Below are 19,835 nucleotides of genomic sequence, written 5' to 3' on the forward strand. Positions count from 1 at the left end.
ATACAAAAGTAAAAAGTCAAAAGTCACAAAGCCAAAGCAATAATTATTCACTTTTGATTTTTTACTTTTTTAATCTTTAACTTCCAATTTCTTATTTGTCAATCTAAAACCTAAAATCTAAAATCATTATGACTTGGGGTAAAATACTACAGCCTGACTTAGTTTTAGGCGATTCAGTCATGAAGTTAACGGCTGACATTCTTCAGGAATATAATATTAAAGGATTAGTTTTGGATGTGGACGAAACTCTCGTTCCCATCACAGCAATGAATGCTTCTCCTGAACTCACCCTGTGGGTGGAAGAAATAAAACCCGTAGTATCGCTATGGTTGGCGAGCAATAATTTAAGTCAGACTCGGATCGGTCGGATTGCTGAGTCTTTGAATCTACCTTACATCACGGGTGCGGCTAAGCCGTCGCGCCGCAAGTTGCGAAGGGCTATTAATGCGATGAATTTGCCGGTGGAACAGGTGGCGATGGTGGGCGATCGACTTTTTACTGATGTTTTAGCAGGCAATCGTTTGGGTATGTTTACTATTTTAGTGGAACCAATGATTGATGCTGGGTATGCGCTTCGCAAGTATCCGGTGCGCTCTTTTGAAGTTTGGGTTTCTCAAGCTTTGGGGGCATCTCTGAAAATTAAAGATTAAAATTGGGCATTGGGCATTGGGCATTGGTAATTAGGAATTGGGAATTGGTAACTAATGGCAACAGACAACAGTCAACAGTCAACAGTCAACAGTCAACAGTCAACAGTCAACAGACAACAGACTCAAACTATTGTTGTTAAAATTGGAACTTCCACTCTGACTCGATCGACTACAGGAAACTTAGCTCTTTCAACTATTGCTGCATTGGTCGAAATTTTAGCTGATTTGCGGCAGCAAGGCCATCGAGTAGTTTTGGTTTCTTCGGGTGCAGTTGGGGTTGGCTGCGCGCGCTTGGGTTTGACGGAACGCCCGCGAAATATCGCTCTGAAACAGGCTGTGGCGGCTGTGGGCCAAGGGCGGCTGATGCGGGTGTACGATGACTTGTTTACTACTCTGCAACAGCCGATCGCTCAAGTATTGCTCACCAGGGGCGATTTAGTGCAGCGTAACGGTTATGTTAACGCTTACAATACTTTTCAGCAATTGCTCAGGTTGGGCGTGATTCCGATCGTCAATGAAAACGATACAGTAGCGGTAGACGAGCTCAAATTTGGCGATAACGACACGCTTTCGGCGCTAGTAGCGAGTTTGGTAGAAGCAGATTGGTTGTTTGTGCTCACAGATGTCGATCGGCTGTATTCCGCCGATCCGCGCAGCAATCCAGACGCGCAGCCGATCGCCCTAGTCCAAAGTATGGCACAGCTAACAGAATTTCAGGTGCAAACAGGAGATTCCCGCAGCGGTTGGGGAACCGGCGGAATGGTGACAAAAATTGAAGCGGCGAGAATAGCAACTGCATCGGGAGTGCGGACTGTCATCACTGACGGCTGCTTTCCTGGTAATATCGAGAAAATACTCAACGGAGAGTCGATCGGTACTCAATTCGAGCCTCAACCGCGCCCTGTAAACGCTCGCAAACACTGGATAGCTAACGTGCTAATTCCAGCAGGAAAACTATATTTAGATGCGGGTGCTGTCAAGGCAATTTCCCACGGTGGAAAATCGCTTTTAGCTGCGGGTATTGCTCAAGTAGAAGGAGAATTTCAAGCTGATGATTCCGTGCAGTTGTGCGATGCAGCCGGCAAGCAAATTGCTCGAGGACTTGTGAATTATAGCAGTTTAGAACTGAGACAAATCCAGGGCTGCAAATCAGAGAAAATTGCTGAGATTTTAGGCTATGCAGGCGTAGAAACGGCGGTACACCGAGATAATTTAGTGATTGTTTAAACTAACAAATATCGAGACAGTCGATCGGGCAATGAGCGAAGGCAGAAATTGAGGATATTTGCAGCACAGTCTTGCAAGAATTTGTTTGGCTGTGTTGAAACAGCTCGTTCATCGCTTCTGTAAACAGTTCAAATAAGTTTTGTGCTAATTCTAAAGCTGCTTGGTATTCCGCATCTGTAAGTTTGATCTCTGCTAAAATTTGCAACATCTCTGGCGTGTTTAAAAGGTGATAATTTTCTAAACCCCCATAAGAACCTCCAAAATCAACAGATTCTTTTTGGTTAATTTGCTGTAATTCCATTACCACTGCTAGCGCCGCCTCAAAAAAAACTTGGGCAGTGCCTTCGAGGACTTCCACTAACACCAGTTTCTGAATGGGAGAGGCTTTCCAAGCGTAGCGTTCGATCACTGAACAAAGCGATCGAGTTTTTTTAGTTTCTTCACCCCAAAGCATTCTGAAATCGCCGTAACTCATTAATTGGTTTAAGCCCAGCTCCTCTAGGTATTCTAGATAGTCGTGCCAATAATAGTTTTTTTTATAAGTATATTTATTAATGAGTTCCTGAACGTTGTTATTACTAGAAGATTCTCGCAGCACATATTTATTTAAATCGCTCAAGCCCACAGCCAAAGGAGCGAGTACAGGTGCAAAAATTAGTCGTTGATTCGCGTGAATATCTTTGTTGGCTAGAAAGTCAAACAAGGGCAATTTTGCAAACTCTTGCTTTTTGGGTTCAATGAATGCTACAATGGCTTTCATACTTTTTTCGCCTAAATGGTTGCTGTCAAGATAATCTTCATACCTCCGTTAATTATCTATATTATCGAGCATAAATAATTGTGTTTATTATCATACATATTTGTATTTTAGATCATAGGTAAGAGTGTTGGCAGTCACAGGAAATTGTGACTTGTATCATATTGTGCCAGAAGTTCGAGCATCTGATTCACTAGAGATAAAATGTTCTACATTTAGATTGCATATTTCAGGCATTGCTCAAAGCGACCCCACAAAAGTTAGATTATTTTTTGACAGGCAAGTTAAAGGCTGATTAGCTTATCTAGGCAAGTGAGCATTCTGCTCGAACTCCTAAAAAATGGTGTTTACAAAATCGGGATGCTGCCTGCAAATCAGTCCTAGACGCATAGGAGTCTCGAAACCAGGTTTCTTTGCAGATTCATCGCTGCTCAACAAAAATTTTTCTGAGAAACCCGGTTTCTTTAACCCTTGGTTTTATTGCTTCTTCCCTCTTTCCTCTTCCCTCTTGTTATTCCTTCTTCCTTCTTCCTGTGGCCATAAGTCTCAAAATAACAATTTCCCATTCTCAGAATTGCCTTTAGGTGCGTTCTGAGTTACTCTATCTTTTGGATCAGTTAACACAATTATAGGAGTTAATCTTGGAACGGACTTTTTTAGCGATTAAGCCCGACGGCGTACAGCGCGGACTCGTTGGCGAAATTATCGGTCGTTTTGAAGCCAAGGGCTTTAAGTTAGTTGGCATGAAGCTGATGACGGCGAGTCGCGAACTAGCGGAACAACATTATGATGTTCACAAAGAAAAACCCTTCTTTGCTGGATTGGTAAACTTTATCACTTCAGGCCCTGTAGTGGCGATGGTTTGGGAAGGCGACGGCGTTGTGGCATCGGCGAGAAAAATCATTGGCGCCACAAATCCTCTGAATGCAGAACCTGCGACAATTCGGGGCGATTTTGCCGTCAATGTCGGCCGTAATCTCATTCACGGTTCTGATGCTGTCGAGACTGCCCGTGCGGAAATTAGCCTTTGGTTCAAGGAAGAAGAATTGAGTGCTTGGACACCTTGTTTAACTCCTTGGATTGTGGAATAGTTTTGATATTCTCCCGGTGGTTAATCGGGAGATATAGCCTTTTTTAGACAGATGAAATATCATGTCGCTGACTCACTCATAACTGTAAACTATAGAATAGTTTGAGATGTTTACTCGTTACCAGGAGCTGGCTGGTAACGAGAAGAAAAAACGTTAATCGGAACTTAAAAACTCCAAATAATTATTAGTCAATTCTTTGACTGCTAATTCGTAAAACTGTTGACCGTGTTCGGGGGTTGCTAAGCCCGGATTTGAACCCATTCTCCCGTCGGGAAATCGGCGGCGGAAGTCAGCGGCACCGTAAATTTTGTGTCCGGAACCGACTTGTTCCGAAAGCTGAGCTTGCTTTATTGCTTCTGGATAAAGGTACTGGGTTAAGGCGACTTCGCTGGGGGTGGCGTGGGAACCTTCTTGGTTTCCGTATAATTCTTTTGCTAGTTGGTAAACTGAACCGCACATGAACCAGTTGCCGATTTGACACTGGATTTTATCGGCATTGGGTAAATGCAAGTCTGACAAATGCGCGTATGTCTCGGAAAATGCTGCTTTCATTGTCGCAATGTTGCCACCATGACCGTTAATGAAGAAATATTTCTCAAATCCCGCTTTTGCCAAAGATGTGATATAATCCCTGATTACCAGTATTAGAGTCTGGGGTCGGAAGCTGATTGTGCCGGGAAAGCTGGTGTGGTGCAAGGCCATCCCGACATTAATTGTGGGGCCGATTAAGGCATTGGCAGCTTCGCCGACACCGCGGGCGATCGCCTCGGCAGCAATGGCGTCAGTCCCGATCAAGCCGGTGGGCCCGTGCTGTTCCGTGGAGCCGATCGGGATAATTATGCCTCGGGAGCTTTCGAGATAAGCTTCTACCTCGGGCCAGGTACTCAAATGCAGCAACATGATAGGCAGTCTACAGAATTTTTACTTGCTATCGTCGATCGTAGCCGGCACGGGAAAAAAAAGGACTTTGGGGCAACTTATTATTGTATTATTAAAAAAAGCTCTTAAAGTGCGATCGCACCTTTACCGTTATATTACTTAACGTTAATAATTTAACCACTTAATAACCAAAACTTTACCTTTTAATAACCTTTTAAGAGTAGTATAACAAGCATATCCCTCTAGATTGGGTGTTACGTGGTCAATTAACAGCGGGCAATGTTTTATGAAATTAACACCGACCCCGAAAAATGACCAGACTTCTGTGGCCTGGACGCAGGCAGACAGCGCGGTTCCGACAACTGCTCTACGGCTGTATTCCTTACACGAGCAAGTAGCAAAGGTCGAGCGCGTGCCTGTAGGATGGGCTGGCGAAAGATTCTAAGCGATCAAACAAATGGCGATCGTACAAGCGATCGCAGCGCGAGAGTACCTCAGCTACTGAAGAAGGTACCTCGCGCTAGCCACATACAAACATCACTCCCACTGATATTTATGTCTTCTGCTGAATTAAGCGAAAGTCCTTCAAGGTTGGCTGTTGGACAAGCCGGCCGTATCTTGTTATTGGAAGGTGAAGATCTGTTGCGGGAAATGCTAGCTTTAGCCCTTAAAGAACAGGGCTACGAGGTGGTGGTTACTAGCGACGGGCGCAACGCTTTGCCTTCTGTACAGGCTGCTTCGTCATACCACGGTGAATTTGCCTTTAACCTGTTAATTATGGATTCAATTAACGGTTTGGATCTGTGTCGAATGTTACGGCATCAAGGAAATCCCGTCCCTATTTTGATTATCGGTGCTAGAGGAAGTGCCAACAATTGCGCTTTTTATCTAGAAGCCGGATCGGATGATTATCTGACCAAGCCTTTTGGAATGCGGGAGTTTATCGCTCGCTGTCGGGCGCTGATGCGACGCCAGCGCCTCGGTCATTTGCGACAACCGATGATGCTGCAATATAAGAGCATAACTTTGTATCCTGAAGAGTGCCGCGTGTTGGTTCGTGGTCTGGAAGTCAAATTTTCTCCTAAACAGTTTCGCTTACTAGAACTATTTATGAGTTATCCCCGGCGAGTTTGGTCTCGTGATCAGTTGCTGGAAAAAATTTGGGGTCAAGATTTTATCGGAGACAGCAAAACAGTTGATGTTCACATCCGCTGGCTGCGCGAAAAGTTGGAAATAGATCCGGCCCAACCGGAATATATCATTACGGTACGAGGGTTTGGCTATCGATTTGGTTAAATTATTAAATCAGTTGTAGAGTGGCAAATTGCAGTCAAATAAACGTAGGGGCACAACATTGTTGTGTCCTTATTGGTCTATGTAGAGTTCGCAATGCAAGAACTTGAAGGCTCAACCCGTAGACCTATTGTAGTGACCATTGCCGTGATATTTTACCTTTGGCGATCGGTATAAACTCACATCTTGCACCATTCTCAAGAACAGGCTTTCCGGCCTGTTCCACAAAGAGTGAATTTTCTTGTGGAACAGGCCGGAAAGCCTGTTCATAAAAAGCTTATTGAGAATGGTGCAACATCTCAGCATAATATCGTTTCCGGTTGCATCGGAATAATAAAATAGAGTCAACAGTTAACACTCAACCATTCAGTTTTCGATCCGCCCGGTCAACAGTCAACAGTCAACAGTCAACAGTCAACAATAATTCCGGTGCAACCGGAATTGATATAAATCAAAACTCCCCCGTCCACTCCCAACAATGAAGTTTCCAGCAATCTCCTGCAACCGCAACAGCCGCCACCATATCTGAACTGGGAATTAATTCAATTAAAGACCATCTCGATGCTTCTTCGGGGTTGTCTTCAACATTTAACAGCGCGGCAGGTTCTCCTGGTGCTAGGGTGACATCAAACTGATTCAGGGGAATAGAAAGTCCTTTGCCGACTGCTTTGATATAGGCTTCTTTGCGAGTCCAGCAGGTGAAAAAAGCTCTGGGTTGGAGATGTTCTGGAAGCGAAAGCAACACAGAGTATTCTAAGGGTGAAAAAAACTTGTCAGCAATTTCTAGGCAAGGAAAGTTTGGATTTATGCCTTCAATATCGACACCAATATCTCGATTTTTGGTAATCGCAATTAGAGCAATGTTTCCTGAGTGAGACAAATTGAAACGCAGGGTATTTCCACCTTGGGCGGCGATGATAGAGGGTTTGCCGTAGGGATTGTAGTCAAAGCGCAAAATGTGAGGATTTATGTTAAGATAGCGACTCAGAATCGCTCTGAGTGTCCCACGACTGACAATAAATTGCGATCGACCTTTGGGAAAGTGAAAACTCTCGGCTTTTGTCCGCTCGTCTGCTGAGAGAGTCTGCTGTAAACTCTCCAAGCAAGATTCAGTTTGAGCTAGAGAAACGCGCCAAACATGAATTTCGCCCCGATCCAATGTCAAGTCTAGCGGTGGAGAATTCCACGAAGGAACGACAGCAATCATGTATTTACCCTGCCTTATCAAAAGCTTCCACTTACCAAATTACCGCTCTTCTTCTTTCCCTTCTTTCTCTTCCTTCGCGCCCTAGCGCTTACGCGCGGCTTCGCCTAACGCGCCCTTCGCGGTTCGTTAAATAAGTCCCAATTCCAACCGTCAATAAATCCAAGTTTGCACAACTTTTCCTGCTATTTTTTGTCCCAACCAAGGCGTATTTGCCGATCGCGACTTCAGACTTTGCCCGTCAACAGTCCAACTCATTTCCGGGTCGAACAAAATCAACTCAGCAGAGACTCCCGGCGCAACGATGGGGGGAGTTTGTCCGAGACAAACGGCAGGGCCTGCGCTCAACACTCGCCACAGTTCTAAAGCTGAAAATTCGCCAGTTTCTACCAGTCCGTGCCATAGTAAAGGCAAAGCTAATTCCAAGCCGATCGCCCCGGGCGGACTATCAGCAAAAGCCACAGTTTTCTCCTCATAAGTATGCGGGTTGTGGTCGATCGCGATCGCATCAATTACGCCATCTTTCACAGCTTGAATCAGCGCTAATTGGTCGCTGAGATTCCCTAACGGCGGTTCTATGCGTAAATTCGGATCATAGGGCAACGAAGCAGTCAGAGCATTTTTCCCGCCGGAATCTTTAGAGTTTCCTGAAACTGCCCCGACATTCAACAGCAAGTGCATCCAAGTCACACTCGCAGTCACCGGCAAACCCCGCGCCTTCGCATCTCGAATCAATTCCACGCTGCGGGCTGTAGAAACGCGCATAATGTGCACCGGAGTGTCCGCAGATGCCACCAACTCCAGAATTACCGCCAAAGCCGAAGTTTCCGCACTCGCCGGAATTCCTGGTAAACCCAAGCGTACCGACAGCGCACCCTCTCTCACCGCGCCATTTCCTGCCAAAGTTCGATCGCACGGCCACAAAGCCACAGACTTGCCCAAAGGCTTGATATACTCCAGCAAACGCCTCACCAGAGCCGGATTAGACAGCGGTAAACCGTCTGCAAAACCCACCACTGGACAGGAAGCCAGCTCGCCCAACTCTGCCATCTGCTGCCCTTTAACGCCCGCTGTCAGCGCTCCCCAAAAATACAAGCTGGGCAGCCCGGGCGGCAAATTGCGGATATGTTGCTGCAACAAAGCTAAACCGGCCAAATTGTCAACAGGTGGCGAGGTATCCGGCAAAATCGCCACTCGCGTAAAACCCCCAGCCGCCGCAGCCTGCATCAAAGATTCCAGGGTTTCTCGATCCTCAAAACCCGGTTCTCCGCTGTGACTGTAGATATCAGTTAGCCCCGGCCCCAAAATCAGTCCCTGGCAATCCCGCACTTGGGTCTCAGCGGGAAACTCAGCAATTTTTTCTGCAATGGCTTCGATCTGGCCTTCGGTAATTAGAATATCAGCGATGCGATCGCTCCCTGAAACTGGATCTAGCACTCGTACATTTTGTAGCAGTTCGCGGCTCATATAACAGAAGGAAGAAGGAAGTTCGGCAACGGATTATGTAACGGATGTAACGGATGTAATGGAGCTCAGGAAGATGGAAGAAGCAATCCACGGCATTAGTTTCAGGAATTAAGAACTTCCTAAGCGTCGGGCGCGGTTGTTATCCAAATTCAAACATTTTTCAGGCGCGAACCCGTAGCGGTGGGCGTTCCTTCCGCTACGGGTTCGCGCTCAGCACTTTACTAATTAGAGTGCTCCGGCTGCTGTTTTGTCAAAAACGCCGCCGCTCAAATGAGTTGTGACATTCATCGCTTGTAATACCGGCAAACCATCGGGGCCGTGGGGATAATCAATCACGCTAACGGCTCCGTTTCCTTGTTTGAATTTCCAGAAATGTTCTGGTTCCAAACCGAATAGGTGGCAGAGAATTGCTTTGTTAATGGCATCGTGAGCAACTACAATCCCAGTACCAGAAACAGATTGTACAATTTCGCGCCAAGCTGCGATCGCTCTCTGCCAAACTTGCTGCAAATTCTCTCCTTCCGGCATTTGCACTGTTTCAGGAGATGTTTTCCATTCTGCTAGCAAACCCGGATAGGATTGTTCGATTTCTGACTCAAATTTTCCTTCCCAAAGTCCGTGGCTGATTTCTCTCAAGTCATCGCGCAGTTCCAGTTGCAAACCGCCGTGATATTTGAGAATAATTTCCGCAGTTTCTTTCGGGCGCAGCATCGAACTGCTAATCGCAAAATCTAAGTTTACATCCTTGAGAAATTCTGCCGCCCGCCGGGACTGTTCGCGGCCGTTATCGTTGAGAGGCACGTCAATTTGCCCTTGAAATTTACCTGCTTTATTCCAGTCGGTTTCGCCGTGACGCACCAGTAACAAGCGCGGGCCTTGGTGTCCGTCCCTCGGTTTGGGAAAAATTTCCCCGGTATGGGAAGTTAAATTCACCGACTCTAATTGAACTGGAACTTTCTTTTTTGGCTCTCCAAGTGCGTCGTTGGGAACAGGGGAAGTTCCAAAATTAATGACGCTAATTCCGCAATTTGACTGTTGAATTGATTGATAGTAATCCGGGGTAATTTCCGACGCGGTGGCGATGAGAGCGCGGTTGATTCCGTTGTGACCTACTACTAGAATTGTGCCGTCCTGGTGACGCGATAAAAGTTCTTGCCAAAAATGACGGGCGTTAGCAAAAATTGCCAATACGGGAAAGTGTTCGATTTCGCCATCCACAGATGGCAGTTTCATGGAAAATTTGTCTGGCTGTCTTTGCCACTGCTGATATGCTTCGGGGAATTTGTCGATCGCATCTTGGCGCAACATTCCTTCCCACAGAGGCAAATCGATTTCCATCAAATTATCAGTTGGCTGGAGTTGTGGCGGATTTGTCAAGCGCGACAGGATGATTTCCGCTGTTTCTTTGGCTCGTTGCAGGGGACTGGTATAGGCGGCATCAAAGGCGATACTGCTGAGTGTGTCGCCTACTTGCAGGGCGGCACTGCGGCCTGCTTCTGTCAAAATTGATTTATCGAGGCGGCCTTGGATGCGGCGTTCTTGATTGTAGGTGCTTTTGCCGTGACGGACTAAGATAATGCGAGTCATTCGATTTTAGATTTTAGATTTTAGATTTTAGATTTAGCCTGTTACCGCGCTTCGGGTGCGCGGTGCACGCCTTACCCATACATGGCGAGTCAAGGATTTGTGGCGTAAGTCTTGTTGAGGCGAGTCAAAAAGATGAGCCAGTGAAATTTTACCAGTTGTCGGGATACTCTCGTCTGCAACGACCTATGATTAAAGACGGAAAAGATTTAGCCACGGATTCGCGCGGGACGGAAAAGCAGTAATGACACTGAAGCGGGTTATTTTAGGTATTTTAACGGCGATCGCGATCGCCCTAGTCGGTTTATCTTTACTTGCTAGTTGGAATCAGCCGCAAATTCAAAGTCGGCTGGAACTCTACCAGACAAATTTGCTGCTGCACGCCTCGGAGTGGCAAGGAGAAAATAATCAGAGTGCTAATTTAAGTTCGGCGCGCAACAATATTGTCGGTGCAGATCCTTTAAATACGGCTTTGACGCAATATCAAGAAGCGCGAGACTCGACTCGCAAAACTCTCGAAACAACTCAAGCACAAGTTAAACAAATTCAGTCTGCCATCGCCTCTAAGTCTGAGGATAATACTCTGAATTTGGCTCCAAATAAGGCTGCGTCAGAGTCGATCAATCAACAGTCAGTGCTGCTAAACGAACTTGACTTGCGATTGGGAATTTTGCAGGTAAGCAGTGGCAAAACTGAGGCGGCTATCCAAACTTGGACAAATTTAGTTGAGCGCTACAAAACTAAAAGTGATGACGATTCTTCTGTGGTAACTGCTCAAGTTTTAACTGGAATTTGGAGCAATCCGGCTCAACTACTGCCGGATGCCGAGCCGCGCATTCAAAAGTCTTTGGATGGCTGGTTTCGCTATCGCGCTCTCGCTCAACTTTACAAGCTGCAAGAACGTTCTAAAGAGCTGGTGGCGCTGCAAGCAGCAGAGCAAGTAATTGCCCAGCAAGCTGTAGAAAAGTTGGCAATTATAGTGGGCGTTCCGGCGATCGCACTTTGTATTGGTACGGTTTTGCTGGTTGGTTTGACCGTGCAGTGGCTGTTGCAGCGGAAGCAGTTAGATACAGCAGGTTCCGGCCCGGTGTTGGCGCGAAATGCGAGCTTGACTTGGGATGTGCCTTGGGACGGTGAGATTGTTTGGCAGGTACTTGTGGTCGGCTTTTTCTTTGTCGGCCAAATCTTGATTCCCTATTTGTTGCTGCCGGTTTCTCTGGCTGTTTTAAAACTCAATCCTGCTACTTTTGACCCGCGCGACAAGGCTTTTTATATCTTTGCTACTTATTTGTTGCTGTCGGCTGGGGGGCTTTCGGTACTGTATTTTTCGGTCAAGTCTTTTTTGCCTTTGCCGGAAGGTTGGTTTCGGATTAATTGGGGGGGAAATTGGTTTTTGTGGGGTTTTGGCGGCTATTTTGTTGCTTTGCCTTTGGTAGTTTTGGTGTCGCTGATTAATCAGCAATTTTGGCAGGGACAAGGTGGCAGTAATCCGATTTTGCCGATCGTTCTCGAAGGTCGGGACAACGTGGCTTTGGCGGTGTTTTTCGGCACTGCTGCGATCGCGGCTCCGGTTTTTGAGGAAATCGTGTTTCGGGGCTTTCTGCTGCCTTCTCTGACTCGCTATTTGCCTGTTTGGGGGGCGATCGCAGCTTCTGCTTTTTTGTTTGCTGTGGCTCACTTGAGTGTCTCTGAGATTCTGCCTTTGGCGACTTTGGGTGCGGTTTTGGGGTTTGTGTACACGCGATCTCGCAATCTCCTGGCTCCTATGCTTCTCCACAGTCTTTGGAACAGCGGTACTCTCCTGAGTCTGTTTCTTTTGGGCGGCGGCGCGAGTTAATTTGGGGGGTTGTTAATAATTGTGAATTAATCGGGTTTTTTTGACAGTTTTCCTGCAGGCGATCGACTCTTGCCAAAAACAGCATTAGGGTGATCGGTGCGCCCCTGATATCTAGTCCGGTAAAATAACCGGAATTTCATTAGGGGCGGGTTCATCCTAATCTGTAATATCAGCCACAGATCCAGATATACCCGCCCCGGTCGCTTACTTTAGCGGAAAAACCTGGTTTAACATGGAAGTAATATCTTGTGGGCTGATGATTGAGAGACTGGCGCGGGCGATCGCACCAAACGGAAGTTGACAATCCGGCTAATTTATAGCTAAATTTTAATTTAGGATGAGGCTTAAACCCAATGAGCAATTTGAACAGCCGCAAGTTAGAGGGAACGCCGAGTTGGATGCGTTTCGCACCCTACGCAGCCTTGGGCATTTTAATATTTTCTCTCAATTCAGGCAGCGAACTAAATTATTTCTTGAGAGGCTACTTGGTCATTCTACAAGCTCAAGTCGGTATAGTTCTGCTGTATTTTGCGATGTCTAAGTTTCGCAAAAACCCAAATAAATGAGTAAAAATTAGTAAGATTACTTAGCTCGATCGTTAAAGGTCGAGGGTTAAAGGTCGATCGCAGAAGTTAAAATAAAAAACTGGGGAAGTAAAAATGGTAAAAGATAAAACCGTAGCAGTTGTGTTAGCTTTCTTTGTAGGAGGTTTCGGAGTTCACAAATTTTATTTGGGCAATAACTTAGCAGGGGTATTATACTTGCTATTTTCTTGGACATTAATTCCGTCACTGCTCGCATTTTTCGATTTTATAGGCCTGCTGCTGATGTCGGAACAAGCTTTTCAGGTTCAGTACAATGGTGGCACGTTGCCGTCGGGGTATGCCCTCAGAGCGGCAAAAGATGTAACCGGGGCGATCGGCGAATTGAAAAAACTTTACGATATGGGTGCAATTACCGCCGAAGAATATGAAGAAAAACGCCAAAAACTGTTGCGAGAATTGTAATTCAGAAGGAAGTTCGGCAACGAGCAATGTACGAGATGTAACCGATGTCAGAAAGAAGGAAGTTCGGCAACGAGCAATGTAACGGATGTAACGGATGTCAGGAAGAAGGAAGTTCGGCAACGAGCAATGTACGGGATGTAACGGATGTCAGGAAGAAGGAAGAAGGAAGCCCACTCTTAAAAAAGTGGCATTGAAATAAGTGTGAGAGCGCAACTATTTAAGGATAAAATTAAAGTGTCTCAAGATTTATACTGGCTGCGTCAAACTCCCAACTGGGTGTGGTATGCTTTTATTCCCTACTTCGGCGGATTGGCGATCGCCTATGCAGGTCAAAAGTCAAATATTCGTAGTTGGATGGGATGGGGTGTTGCAATTACTTTAGCAGCACTAGCGGTATCTTCTTCAACTAATTTGGGTACGATCGTTTGGATCGCTCAAATTGTTACTGCTTTTAGTTTGAAAAAGCGCTATCTGATCAAAACCGCACCTAGAGGCTTACTGGTTCCTGCAACTGCGACAAATGCCGAAGAACTAGCAAACGTGCGCGGCAAAATAGATATTAACGAGTGTACCAAAGACGATATGGTCAGAATCTTGGGTTTGCCGATCGTCTACGCCAACGATATTGAATCTTTGCAAAACGAAGGCTACATTTTTACCCACGCCGAAGAGTTATCAGAAATAGCCGGAGTTCCCGAAAGTCACGTCAGACGAATCGCCCCGATGATTTGCTTCAGCTACAATTATCAAAAAGAATTGCAGTTTACTTGGAAACGGTTAAATATTCTTTCGCCGGAAGAGTTGATCGCCAGCGGTTTAGATCGATATGTTGCGGAAAAAATAGTTAGAGAAAGGCAGAGAAAAGGCGCTTACAAATCAGTTGTCGAAGTCAAGCGGCGGACGGGACTGCCTTTTGATTCCTACCGCCATATTTGTTAATTTGCAGTTGTTACCACGAACAGCTTATGGCAAAAAAATCTGTGGAAAAGTTGCGGGTTCGCGACTTTTCAAACATCGACTGGGAAAATCTGATTGCAGAAATAGAAGACCTGGGGCGAAGTGAACCCCGGAGTTTAGAGAGTAATCTGGTAGTAATTCTCCTGGGCTTGCTTAAGTGGCAATTTCAACCCGATCAAAGAAGCGGTAGCATCTCTAAAATCTAAAATCTAAAATCTAAAATCTAAAATCGATTGACTTTCTGCCAGATGAGATGATTCAAGGGTAGTATGGCAAAAAACTCGATCGCCTCCTGGTAATTGACATTAAATGCACCTGCTGGTAAAAAAATCTCCCCCTGCAGGCGGGCTCAGCGAAATTATAAAAAAAGTATTTATCCTCTTGACATTTCCACAAAAAAATGATATCTCAATATATTGTGAAACTCCTACTTTTCCTGAGCATCAACTCCAAGCCAGGGTAAGTTTTCAAGAATCTGCCTTAAATATCAGTGGTAAGCTATCTGAATTATTATTGAAATGCAAAACGACACAATAGTAGCAGTACCGCTAACATCAAATTATGTCTGACTCTCCTCCATCCCAAATCTCCCCAGAAGCTGCACCGGAAAGTGCTGCTACCGAAAACCGCAGTGCCAAAACTAGGCAACTGTTGGGCATGAAAGGGGCCGCTAGTGGGGAAACTTCCATCTGGAAGATTCGCTTGCAATTGATGAAACCGATTACCTGGATTCCCCTAATTTGGGGCGTGGTGTGCGGGGCGGCGTCTTCTGGAAACTATGTTTGGAACCTAGAGAATTTCTTGATCGCAGCAGCTTGTATGTTGATGTCAGGGCCGTTGCTGACCGGGTACACTCAAACTTTGAACGATTTTTACGATCGCGAAATCGACGCCATTAACGAGCCCTACCGTCCGATTCCCTCCGGTATCATCTCGATTCCCCAAGTAGTAACGCAAATTTTGGTATTATTAGCGGCTGGCATTGGGGTGGCTTATGCTCTAGACTTGTGGGCGGGTCATGAATTCCCGATAATGACTGTTTTGACTCTCGGCGGCGCGTTTCTAGCTTATATCTACTCTGCGCCTCCGCTGAAACTGAAGCAGAATGGCTGGTTGGGAAATTATGCCCTGGGTGCTAGCTACATTGCCCTGCCTTGGTGGGCGGGTCAAGCTTTGTTTGGTACACTAGATCCGACGATTATGATTTTGACCCTGTTTTACAGTTTGGCAGGGCTGGGGATTGCAATCGTCAACGATTTCAAAAGTGTTGAGGGCGATCGGCAATTAGGGTTAAAATCTTTGCCAGTGATGTTTGGCATCAGCACCGCAGCTTGGATTTGCGTGTTGATGATCGACATCTTTCAAGCTGGGATTGCAGGCTACCTGATCAGCATCCACCAAAACCTTTACGCTGTCATTCTGCTGTTGCTGATAATTCCCCAAATTACTTTTCAGGATATGTACTTTTTGCGTAATCCCCTGGAAAATGATGTTAAATATCAGGCAAGTGCTCAGCCTTTCCTGGTTTTGGGTATGCTGGTAGCCGCATTGGCACTGGGTCATGCGAGTTAAGCAGAGTTTTGAGGTTTGAGTTAAAAAATTTTGAATTCAAAAAATCTAATTCACCTCTCAAAAAAATACCAAGTTCTGCAGCGTTAAGAAAAGTTTTGAATTTTTAGTTTTGAATTAAAAAGTTTTTAATTCAAAAAAGCTAATTCAAGGCAGCGTGTTATTCAAGAAAAAATGTCGAATTAAAAATTAAGAATTGAAGAAGGCTAGCTTTTTTAATTTTTAATTTTTAATCGGACTTGATGAGGTTTGAAGGTCTGATCGTGGCAGAATTTTTCTCAAATATCAAAGATACATTGAGCAAAGTCACTAACGCAATAAGCGGTAATTCCGATCGAGAACCGCCGAAGGATGCGAAGGGCAATAAGCTCAACTCGCCGGAATCCAAGGCGGAATTTTCTACACGGACAAGGGATGAGCGATCCGAGTATGTGGTATCAGAAGATGCTGCACCTCTACAAGAATCAGAATATTTAGAGTCAGAATATTTAGAGTCAGAATATTTAGAGTCAGAATATTTAGAGCCAGAATACGCTCGATATCCAATAGTCAATCGCAATTGGCAAGGGTTGAAGCGCTTAATTGCTTGGTTGGAAATTGAACCTCAAGTTACCAGCTTGCAAACCAAGGGAAAAGAATTGTTGCGGCCGGGATTAAGTTTGCTGGGAACTAAATCACCCCAAAAATCGGATAGTAGCGAATTGCCGGAAAATAGCGCATCGCCGAACACCCAACTGCAGATAAATACGGCACTACAGGAAAATAGCGCACCGCAGGAAAATACTAAAAAACGTATCCCCCGCCGCCCTAGATTTTGGATAAGTTTAGGTGTGGCAAGTATAGGCGGGGGCGCTTTAATCTACGGTTTATGGATTTTGTACACCTTAGACAAAGGTTTGCCAGATGTTAACGATTTGTCCGCCTTTAACCGCGACGGGACACTGACAATTAAGGCGGCCGATAATACGATTTTGTTGCAGTCGGGGCCTGCAACTAGAGATAAACTGAAACTTCAAGAAATTCCCGAACTGTTGGTTAAAGCTTTTATTGCCATAGAAGACCGCCGTTTTTACCAACATCGCGGGGTGGATTATCAAGGTATTGTGCGATCGATTGTTTCTAATTTGATAGCGAGAGATTTAGTGCAGGGCGGCAGTACAATTACGCAACAATTGGCTCGCGTTGTTTTTCTGAATCAGGAAAGAAGTATTAGGCGGAAGGTTCGGGAAGCTCTTTTAGCTCAGAAAATAGAGCGGGAGTTGAGTAAAGACCAAGTTTTAGAAAGATATTTAAATCTGGTTTATTTGGGTTCGGATGCCTACGGAGTGGCAGATGCAGCTTTGGTTTTCTTTAGCAAAACAGTCGATAAATTAACTTTGGCAGAGATGGCTACTTTGGCGGGTTTGCCGCCGGCACCGAGCGAATATTCGCCTTTGGTGAATCCCGATATTGCTAAGAAACGTCGCAATCTTGTGCTGCAACAAATGCAGGAAGCGAAGGTAATTACAGAGGCTGAGGCGATGGCGGCGATGGCGGAACCTATCGCCGTTAAACCAAGTCCGCCGAAGCGATTTAAAGTAGTCGCACCTTATTTTGCTAGTTACATTCGGAAGGAATTGCCACGCTATGTTTCTGAGGATGCTTTGGAAGCTGGCGGTTTGACTGTCGAGACGACGGTGGATTTGAAGTGGCAGAAAATAGCGGAAAAGGTGGTTAAAGATGCGATCGAAGTTGATGGCCGCCGTCAGGGTTTTGAACAGGCCGCTTTAGTTTCTATGGACACTAAGACTGGGGAAGTTAAGGCCCTGGTAGGAGGTGGAAATTTTAAGGAAAGTGAATTTAATCGCGCTACGCAGGCTTTGCGGCAGCCCGGATCGACGTTTAAAGGGTTGGTTTATGCCGCGGCGATGGCGGCTGGTTTTTCTCCCTATGACGGTTACGAAGATGAACCAATTATTATCGATGGCTATCAACCGAATAATTATGGCAAAAAATTTAGCGGTTGGCGATCGATCTCGGATGCTTTGACACGTTCGGTGAATGTCGTAGCTGTGAAGGTGTTGATGGATGTGGGCTTTGAACCGGCGATCAAAGTAGCCAACGATATGGGAATTAAGTCGAAATTGAGTCCGATTTATTCCCTGGCTTTGGGTTCTTCAGAGGTGAATTTGCTGGAGTTAACCAATGCTTACGGTACTTTAGCCGCGCAAGGGAATTTTATTGAAGCCCACGGAATTAAGCGGGTGATTAATCAGCGGGGAGATGTGATTTATCAGGCTAATTTTAAACCGAAGCGGGTTTTGGATAAGGATAGTGCTGCGATTACTACTTGGATGTTGGAGGGTGTTGTGCAAGACGGTACGGGGGGGCCTGCTGCTTTAAACGATCGCGCTGTAGCAGGCAAAACCGGTACTTCGGAAAATGTCCGGGATTTGTGGTTTATTGGTTACATTCCACAGGTGGTGACTGGGGTTTGGCTAGGGAATGATGACAATTATCCCACCTGGGGAACTAGCGGTACGGCGGCTTACAATTGGCGCGATTTTATGAGTCAAATTGTTAAGGGAATGCCGGTAGAGAAGTTTCCTAAGTTGCCGAAGTTGGAGGGCCGCAAAGGCAGTATTAAGGCTAAACCGGTGGAGCCTAAGAGGATTATTCGGGGGATGATTGTGAATGAGGATGGTGCGATCGTACCTTACAATCCCAATCCTCAACCCCGGTATCGCGAGTGGCAAGAGCCAGCTTATCAAGAACCGGCTTATGAAGAGCCAGCTTATCAAGAGCCGGCTTATGAAGAGCCAGCTTATCAAGAACCGGGATATTAAACTATCGGTTTGGAGTAAGGACTTTACTCCTTTTTCAATTGCTTTAGCCTCACCATAAAGAAGCCGTCCATGTGATGTCTGTGCGGCCACACTTTCACCCATCCTTCGGGTGATGGCTGTACTGGTAAATCAATTGTTGGCGGTTCGATTTGCCAGTTAGGATTGCTGTCTAAGAACGATCGAATAACTGTTTCATTTTCCAAGGGATGAATTGTGCAAGTTGCATAAACTAATACGCCGCCGGACTTGACAAATCTCGCTGCATTTGCTAGCAATTCCGATTGCAGTTGAGATTGTTGTTGAATGTTTTCGGGCGTGTGGCGCCAGCGGGCGTCGGCGCGGCGGTGGAGGGTTCCGAGGCCAGAACAAGGTGCGTCGAGTAAAACTCTGTCTGCGAGGTTAACAAACTCTGGGAAATGGCGGCTGTCTCCGGTATGAATTTTAATGGATTTCATCTGGAGTCTGTCTGCATTTTCTTTAAGTTTTTTGAGTCTGCTGGCGGTTTTATCGCAGGCATAAATAGTGCCTGTATCCTGCATTAATTCGGCGCTGTGGGTGGTTTTTCCCCCCGGCGCGGCGCAGGCGTCGATGATGGTTTCCCCTGGCTGGGGCCCTAGTAAATGGGTGACTAATTGAGCGCTGCTGTCTTGGATTGTCCACCAACCTTCGCTGTATCCGGGGAGGTTTTGAATTGCCCCGATGCTGCCATTTAGTCTTAATGCTTGCGGCAAGTGTGGGATTCTGCTAGTTGAGATGTTGTGGGTTTTGAAGGCAGCTTCGATTTGGCCGATCGAGCTTTTTAAAGGATTGATTCTCAGGTCAATTGTGGGGGATTGGTTGAACCATTCACAGAGTTGTTCGGTTTCGGTTTCGCCTATTTGTTCTATCCACAATTTTACCAGCCATTCGGGGAAGCTATGCAGAATTCCTAGGCGTTCAACCGTTGATTTATAATTAGTAACTGTTAAGGGGTTTAAGTCGTTATCGCTTAAACGGATGTATTGGCGCAACAAACCGTTGACAAAACTGCTGAGTCCTGAAAATCCGTTTTCTTTTGCTAGTTGAACAGTGGTGTTGACGGCGGCGGAGGGCGGAATCTGGTTGAGATATTCGAGTTGATATAAGCCTAAATGTAGGATGGTGCGGAGTTCGGGCGGTTGTTGGGAGGATTTCTTTGTGGCTAGTTTGTCGATGATAAAGTCGATCGATCGCATTCTCCTGACGCTACCGTAAACTAATTCTGTGACTAAACGCCGATCGAGGTCGTTGAGTTGAGAATTGCTGAAAGCGCGATCGAGTGCGGCATCTGCGAATGCACCGCGGCGGTGGACTTCGCGGAGTGCGAGAAAGGCTATTTGGCGGGGATTTTGCATAATTAAGATATGGGGGTCTAGAAACCGGGTTTTTTACGATAAGATGCGTTACAGCCCGCAGATTTGGTGAAAAACCCATTTTCCGATCGCCCGTGATTCGAGGACTATTATAATC

The 19,835-nt window shown here is 45.9% G+C and carries 18 protein-coding genes and 1 pseudogene; 13 read left to right on the forward strand and 6 right to left on the reverse strand.

Going from position 1 to position 19,835, the window contains the following annotated elements; genetic code table 11:
* Window positions 1–128: 128 nt before the first annotated feature.
* Together QUA90_RS06625 and proB are read left to right on the forward strand one after the other, a co-directional pair.
* Window positions 129–650, forward strand: a complete 522-nt coding sequence (locus QUA90_RS06625; RefSeq protein ID WP_333385464.1) for a YqeG family HAD IIIA-type phosphatase — start codon at window positions 129–131, stop codon at window positions 648–650.
* A gap of 54 nt (window positions 651–704) precedes the next feature.
* On the forward strand, window positions 705–1,877 hold the full coding sequence (gene proB, locus QUA90_RS06630; RefSeq protein ID WP_333444505.1) for a glutamate 5-kinase: 1,173 nt from the start codon (window positions 705–707) through the stop codon (window positions 1,875–1,877).
* A 1-nt stretch (window position 1,878) separates the two neighbouring features.
* Here proB and QUA90_RS06635 read toward each other — a convergent pair whose 3' ends face one another.
* Window positions 1,879–2,637, reverse strand: coding sequence for a hypothetical protein (locus QUA90_RS06635; protein ID WP_333330811.1), 759 nt, complete (start codon window positions 2,635–2,637; stop codon window positions 1,879–1,881).
* Window positions 2,638–3,275: 638 nt separating this feature from the next.
* On the opposite strand from QUA90_RS06635, the gene ndk reads away from it, so the two are divergent.
* Window positions 3,276–3,725, forward strand: a complete 450-nt coding sequence (gene ndk / locus QUA90_RS06640; protein ID WP_333035325.1) for a nucleoside-diphosphate kinase — start codon at window positions 3,276–3,278, stop codon at window positions 3,723–3,725.
* Between the two features lie 153 nt (window positions 3,726–3,878).
* Here the strand turns inward: ndk and QUA90_RS06645 are convergent, their stop codons facing one another.
* Window positions 3,879–4,625, reverse strand: coding sequence for a creatininase family protein (locus tag QUA90_RS06645; protein ID WP_333444507.1), 747 nt, complete (start codon window positions 4,623–4,625; stop codon window positions 3,879–3,881).
* 265 nt (window positions 4,626–4,890) lie between these two features.
* Between QUA90_RS06645 and QUA90_RS06650 the strand changes: the two genes are divergently transcribed.
* Both QUA90_RS06650 and QUA90_RS06655 read left to right on the forward strand, forming a co-directional pair.
* The gene (locus QUA90_RS06650) at window positions 4,891–5,049 is read left to right on the forward strand and encodes a hypothetical protein (RefSeq protein WP_333330816.1); all 159 of its coding nucleotides are present in this window, start codon (window positions 4,891–4,893) and stop codon (window positions 5,047–5,049) included.
* Between the two features lie 110 nt (window positions 5,050–5,159).
* Window positions 5,160–5,900 (forward strand): response regulator transcription factor, encoded by a 741-nt coding sequence (locus QUA90_RS06655; protein WP_333330819.1) that lies wholly within the window; start codon window positions 5,160–5,162, stop codon window positions 5,898–5,900.
* Window positions 5,901–6,348: 448 nt separating this feature from the next.
* Here QUA90_RS06655 and QUA90_RS06660 read toward each other — a convergent pair whose 3' ends face one another.
* The 3 genes from QUA90_RS06660 to QUA90_RS06670 all read right to left on the reverse strand — a co-directional run bounded on the left by QUA90_RS06660 (window position 6,349) and on the right by QUA90_RS06670 (window position 10,155).
* Window positions 6,349–7,104 (reverse strand): 4'-phosphopantetheinyl transferase superfamily protein, encoded by a 756-nt coding sequence (locus QUA90_RS06660; protein ID WP_333330822.1) that lies wholly within the window; start codon window positions 7,102–7,104, stop codon window positions 6,349–6,351.
* A gap of 150 nt (window positions 7,105–7,254) precedes the next feature.
* Complete coding sequence (locus QUA90_RS06665) at window positions 7,255–8,568, reverse strand: dihydroorotase (RefSeq protein ID WP_333444509.1); 1,314 nt, start codon at window positions 8,566–8,568, stop codon at window positions 7,255–7,257.
* A gap of 225 nt (window positions 8,569–8,793) precedes the next feature.
* Window positions 8,794–10,155, reverse strand: coding sequence for a histidine phosphatase family protein (locus QUA90_RS06670; protein WP_333444511.1), 1,362 nt, complete (start codon window positions 10,153–10,155; stop codon window positions 8,794–8,796).
* 241 nt (window positions 10,156–10,396) lie between these two features.
* Here QUA90_RS06670 and QUA90_RS06675 point away from each other — a divergent pair, with 241 nt between their 5' ends.
* The 8 genes and pseudogenes from QUA90_RS06675 to QUA90_RS06710 all read left to right on the forward strand — a co-directional run bounded on the left by QUA90_RS06675 (window position 10,397) and on the right by QUA90_RS06710 (window position 18,347).
* Window positions 10,397–11,989, forward strand: coding sequence for a type II CAAX endopeptidase family protein (locus QUA90_RS06675; protein ID WP_333444513.1), 1,593 nt, complete (start codon window positions 10,397–10,399; stop codon window positions 11,987–11,989).
* Between the two features lie 353 nt (window positions 11,990–12,342).
* Window positions 12,343–12,555 carry a hypothetical protein gene (locus QUA90_RS06680; protein ID WP_333085335.1) on the forward strand — a complete coding sequence of 71 codons (213 nt, stop codon included), beginning with the start codon at window positions 12,343–12,345 and terminating at the stop codon, window positions 12,553–12,555.
* Window positions 12,556–12,648: 93 nt separating this feature from the next.
* Window positions 12,649–12,996, forward strand: coding sequence for an NINE protein (locus QUA90_RS06685; RefSeq protein ID WP_333330833.1), 348 nt, complete (start codon window positions 12,649–12,651; stop codon window positions 12,994–12,996).
* A gap of 44 nt (window positions 12,997–13,040) precedes the next feature.
* Entirely contained in the window at window positions 13,041–13,190 is a 150-nt protein-coding gene (locus QUA90_RS06690; protein ID WP_333444517.1) for a hypothetical protein, read from the forward strand.
* 7 nt (window positions 13,191–13,197) lie between these two features.
* Window positions 13,198–13,935, forward strand: a complete 738-nt coding sequence (locus tag QUA90_RS06695) for a helix-hairpin-helix domain-containing protein (protein ID WP_333225483.1) — start codon at window positions 13,198–13,200, stop codon at window positions 13,933–13,935.
* Between the two features lie 38 nt (window positions 13,936–13,973).
* Window positions 13,974–14,144 (forward strand): annotated as a pseudogene (locus QUA90_RS06700) (DUF29 domain-containing protein); the annotation flags it as partial.
* Window positions 14,145–14,514: 370 nt separating this feature from the next.
* Window positions 14,515–15,525 (forward strand): chlorophyll synthase ChlG, encoded by a 1,011-nt coding sequence (gene chlG, locus QUA90_RS06705; RefSeq protein ID WP_333214815.1) that lies wholly within the window; start codon window positions 14,515–14,517, stop codon window positions 15,523–15,525.
* 239 nt (window positions 15,526–15,764) lie between these two features.
* Window positions 15,765–18,347, forward strand: a complete 2,583-nt coding sequence (locus QUA90_RS06710; RefSeq protein WP_333444519.1) for a penicillin-binding protein 1A — start codon at window positions 15,765–15,767, stop codon at window positions 18,345–18,347.
* A gap of 23 nt (window positions 18,348–18,370) precedes the next feature.
* On the opposite strand, the gene QUA90_RS06715 is transcribed toward QUA90_RS06710, so the two are convergent.
* The gene (locus tag QUA90_RS06715) at window positions 18,371–19,720 is read right to left on the reverse strand and encodes a 16S rRNA (cytosine(967)-C(5))-methyltransferase (RefSeq protein ID WP_333330846.1); all 1,350 of its coding nucleotides are present in this window, start codon (window positions 19,718–19,720) and stop codon (window positions 18,371–18,373) included.
* Window positions 19,721–19,835 lie beyond the last annotated feature (115 nt).

It is taken from the genome of Microcoleus sp. D3_18_C4 (assembly GCF_036702355.1).
GTDB lineage: Bacteria > Cyanobacteriota > Cyanobacteriia > Cyanobacteriales > Microcoleaceae > Microcoleus.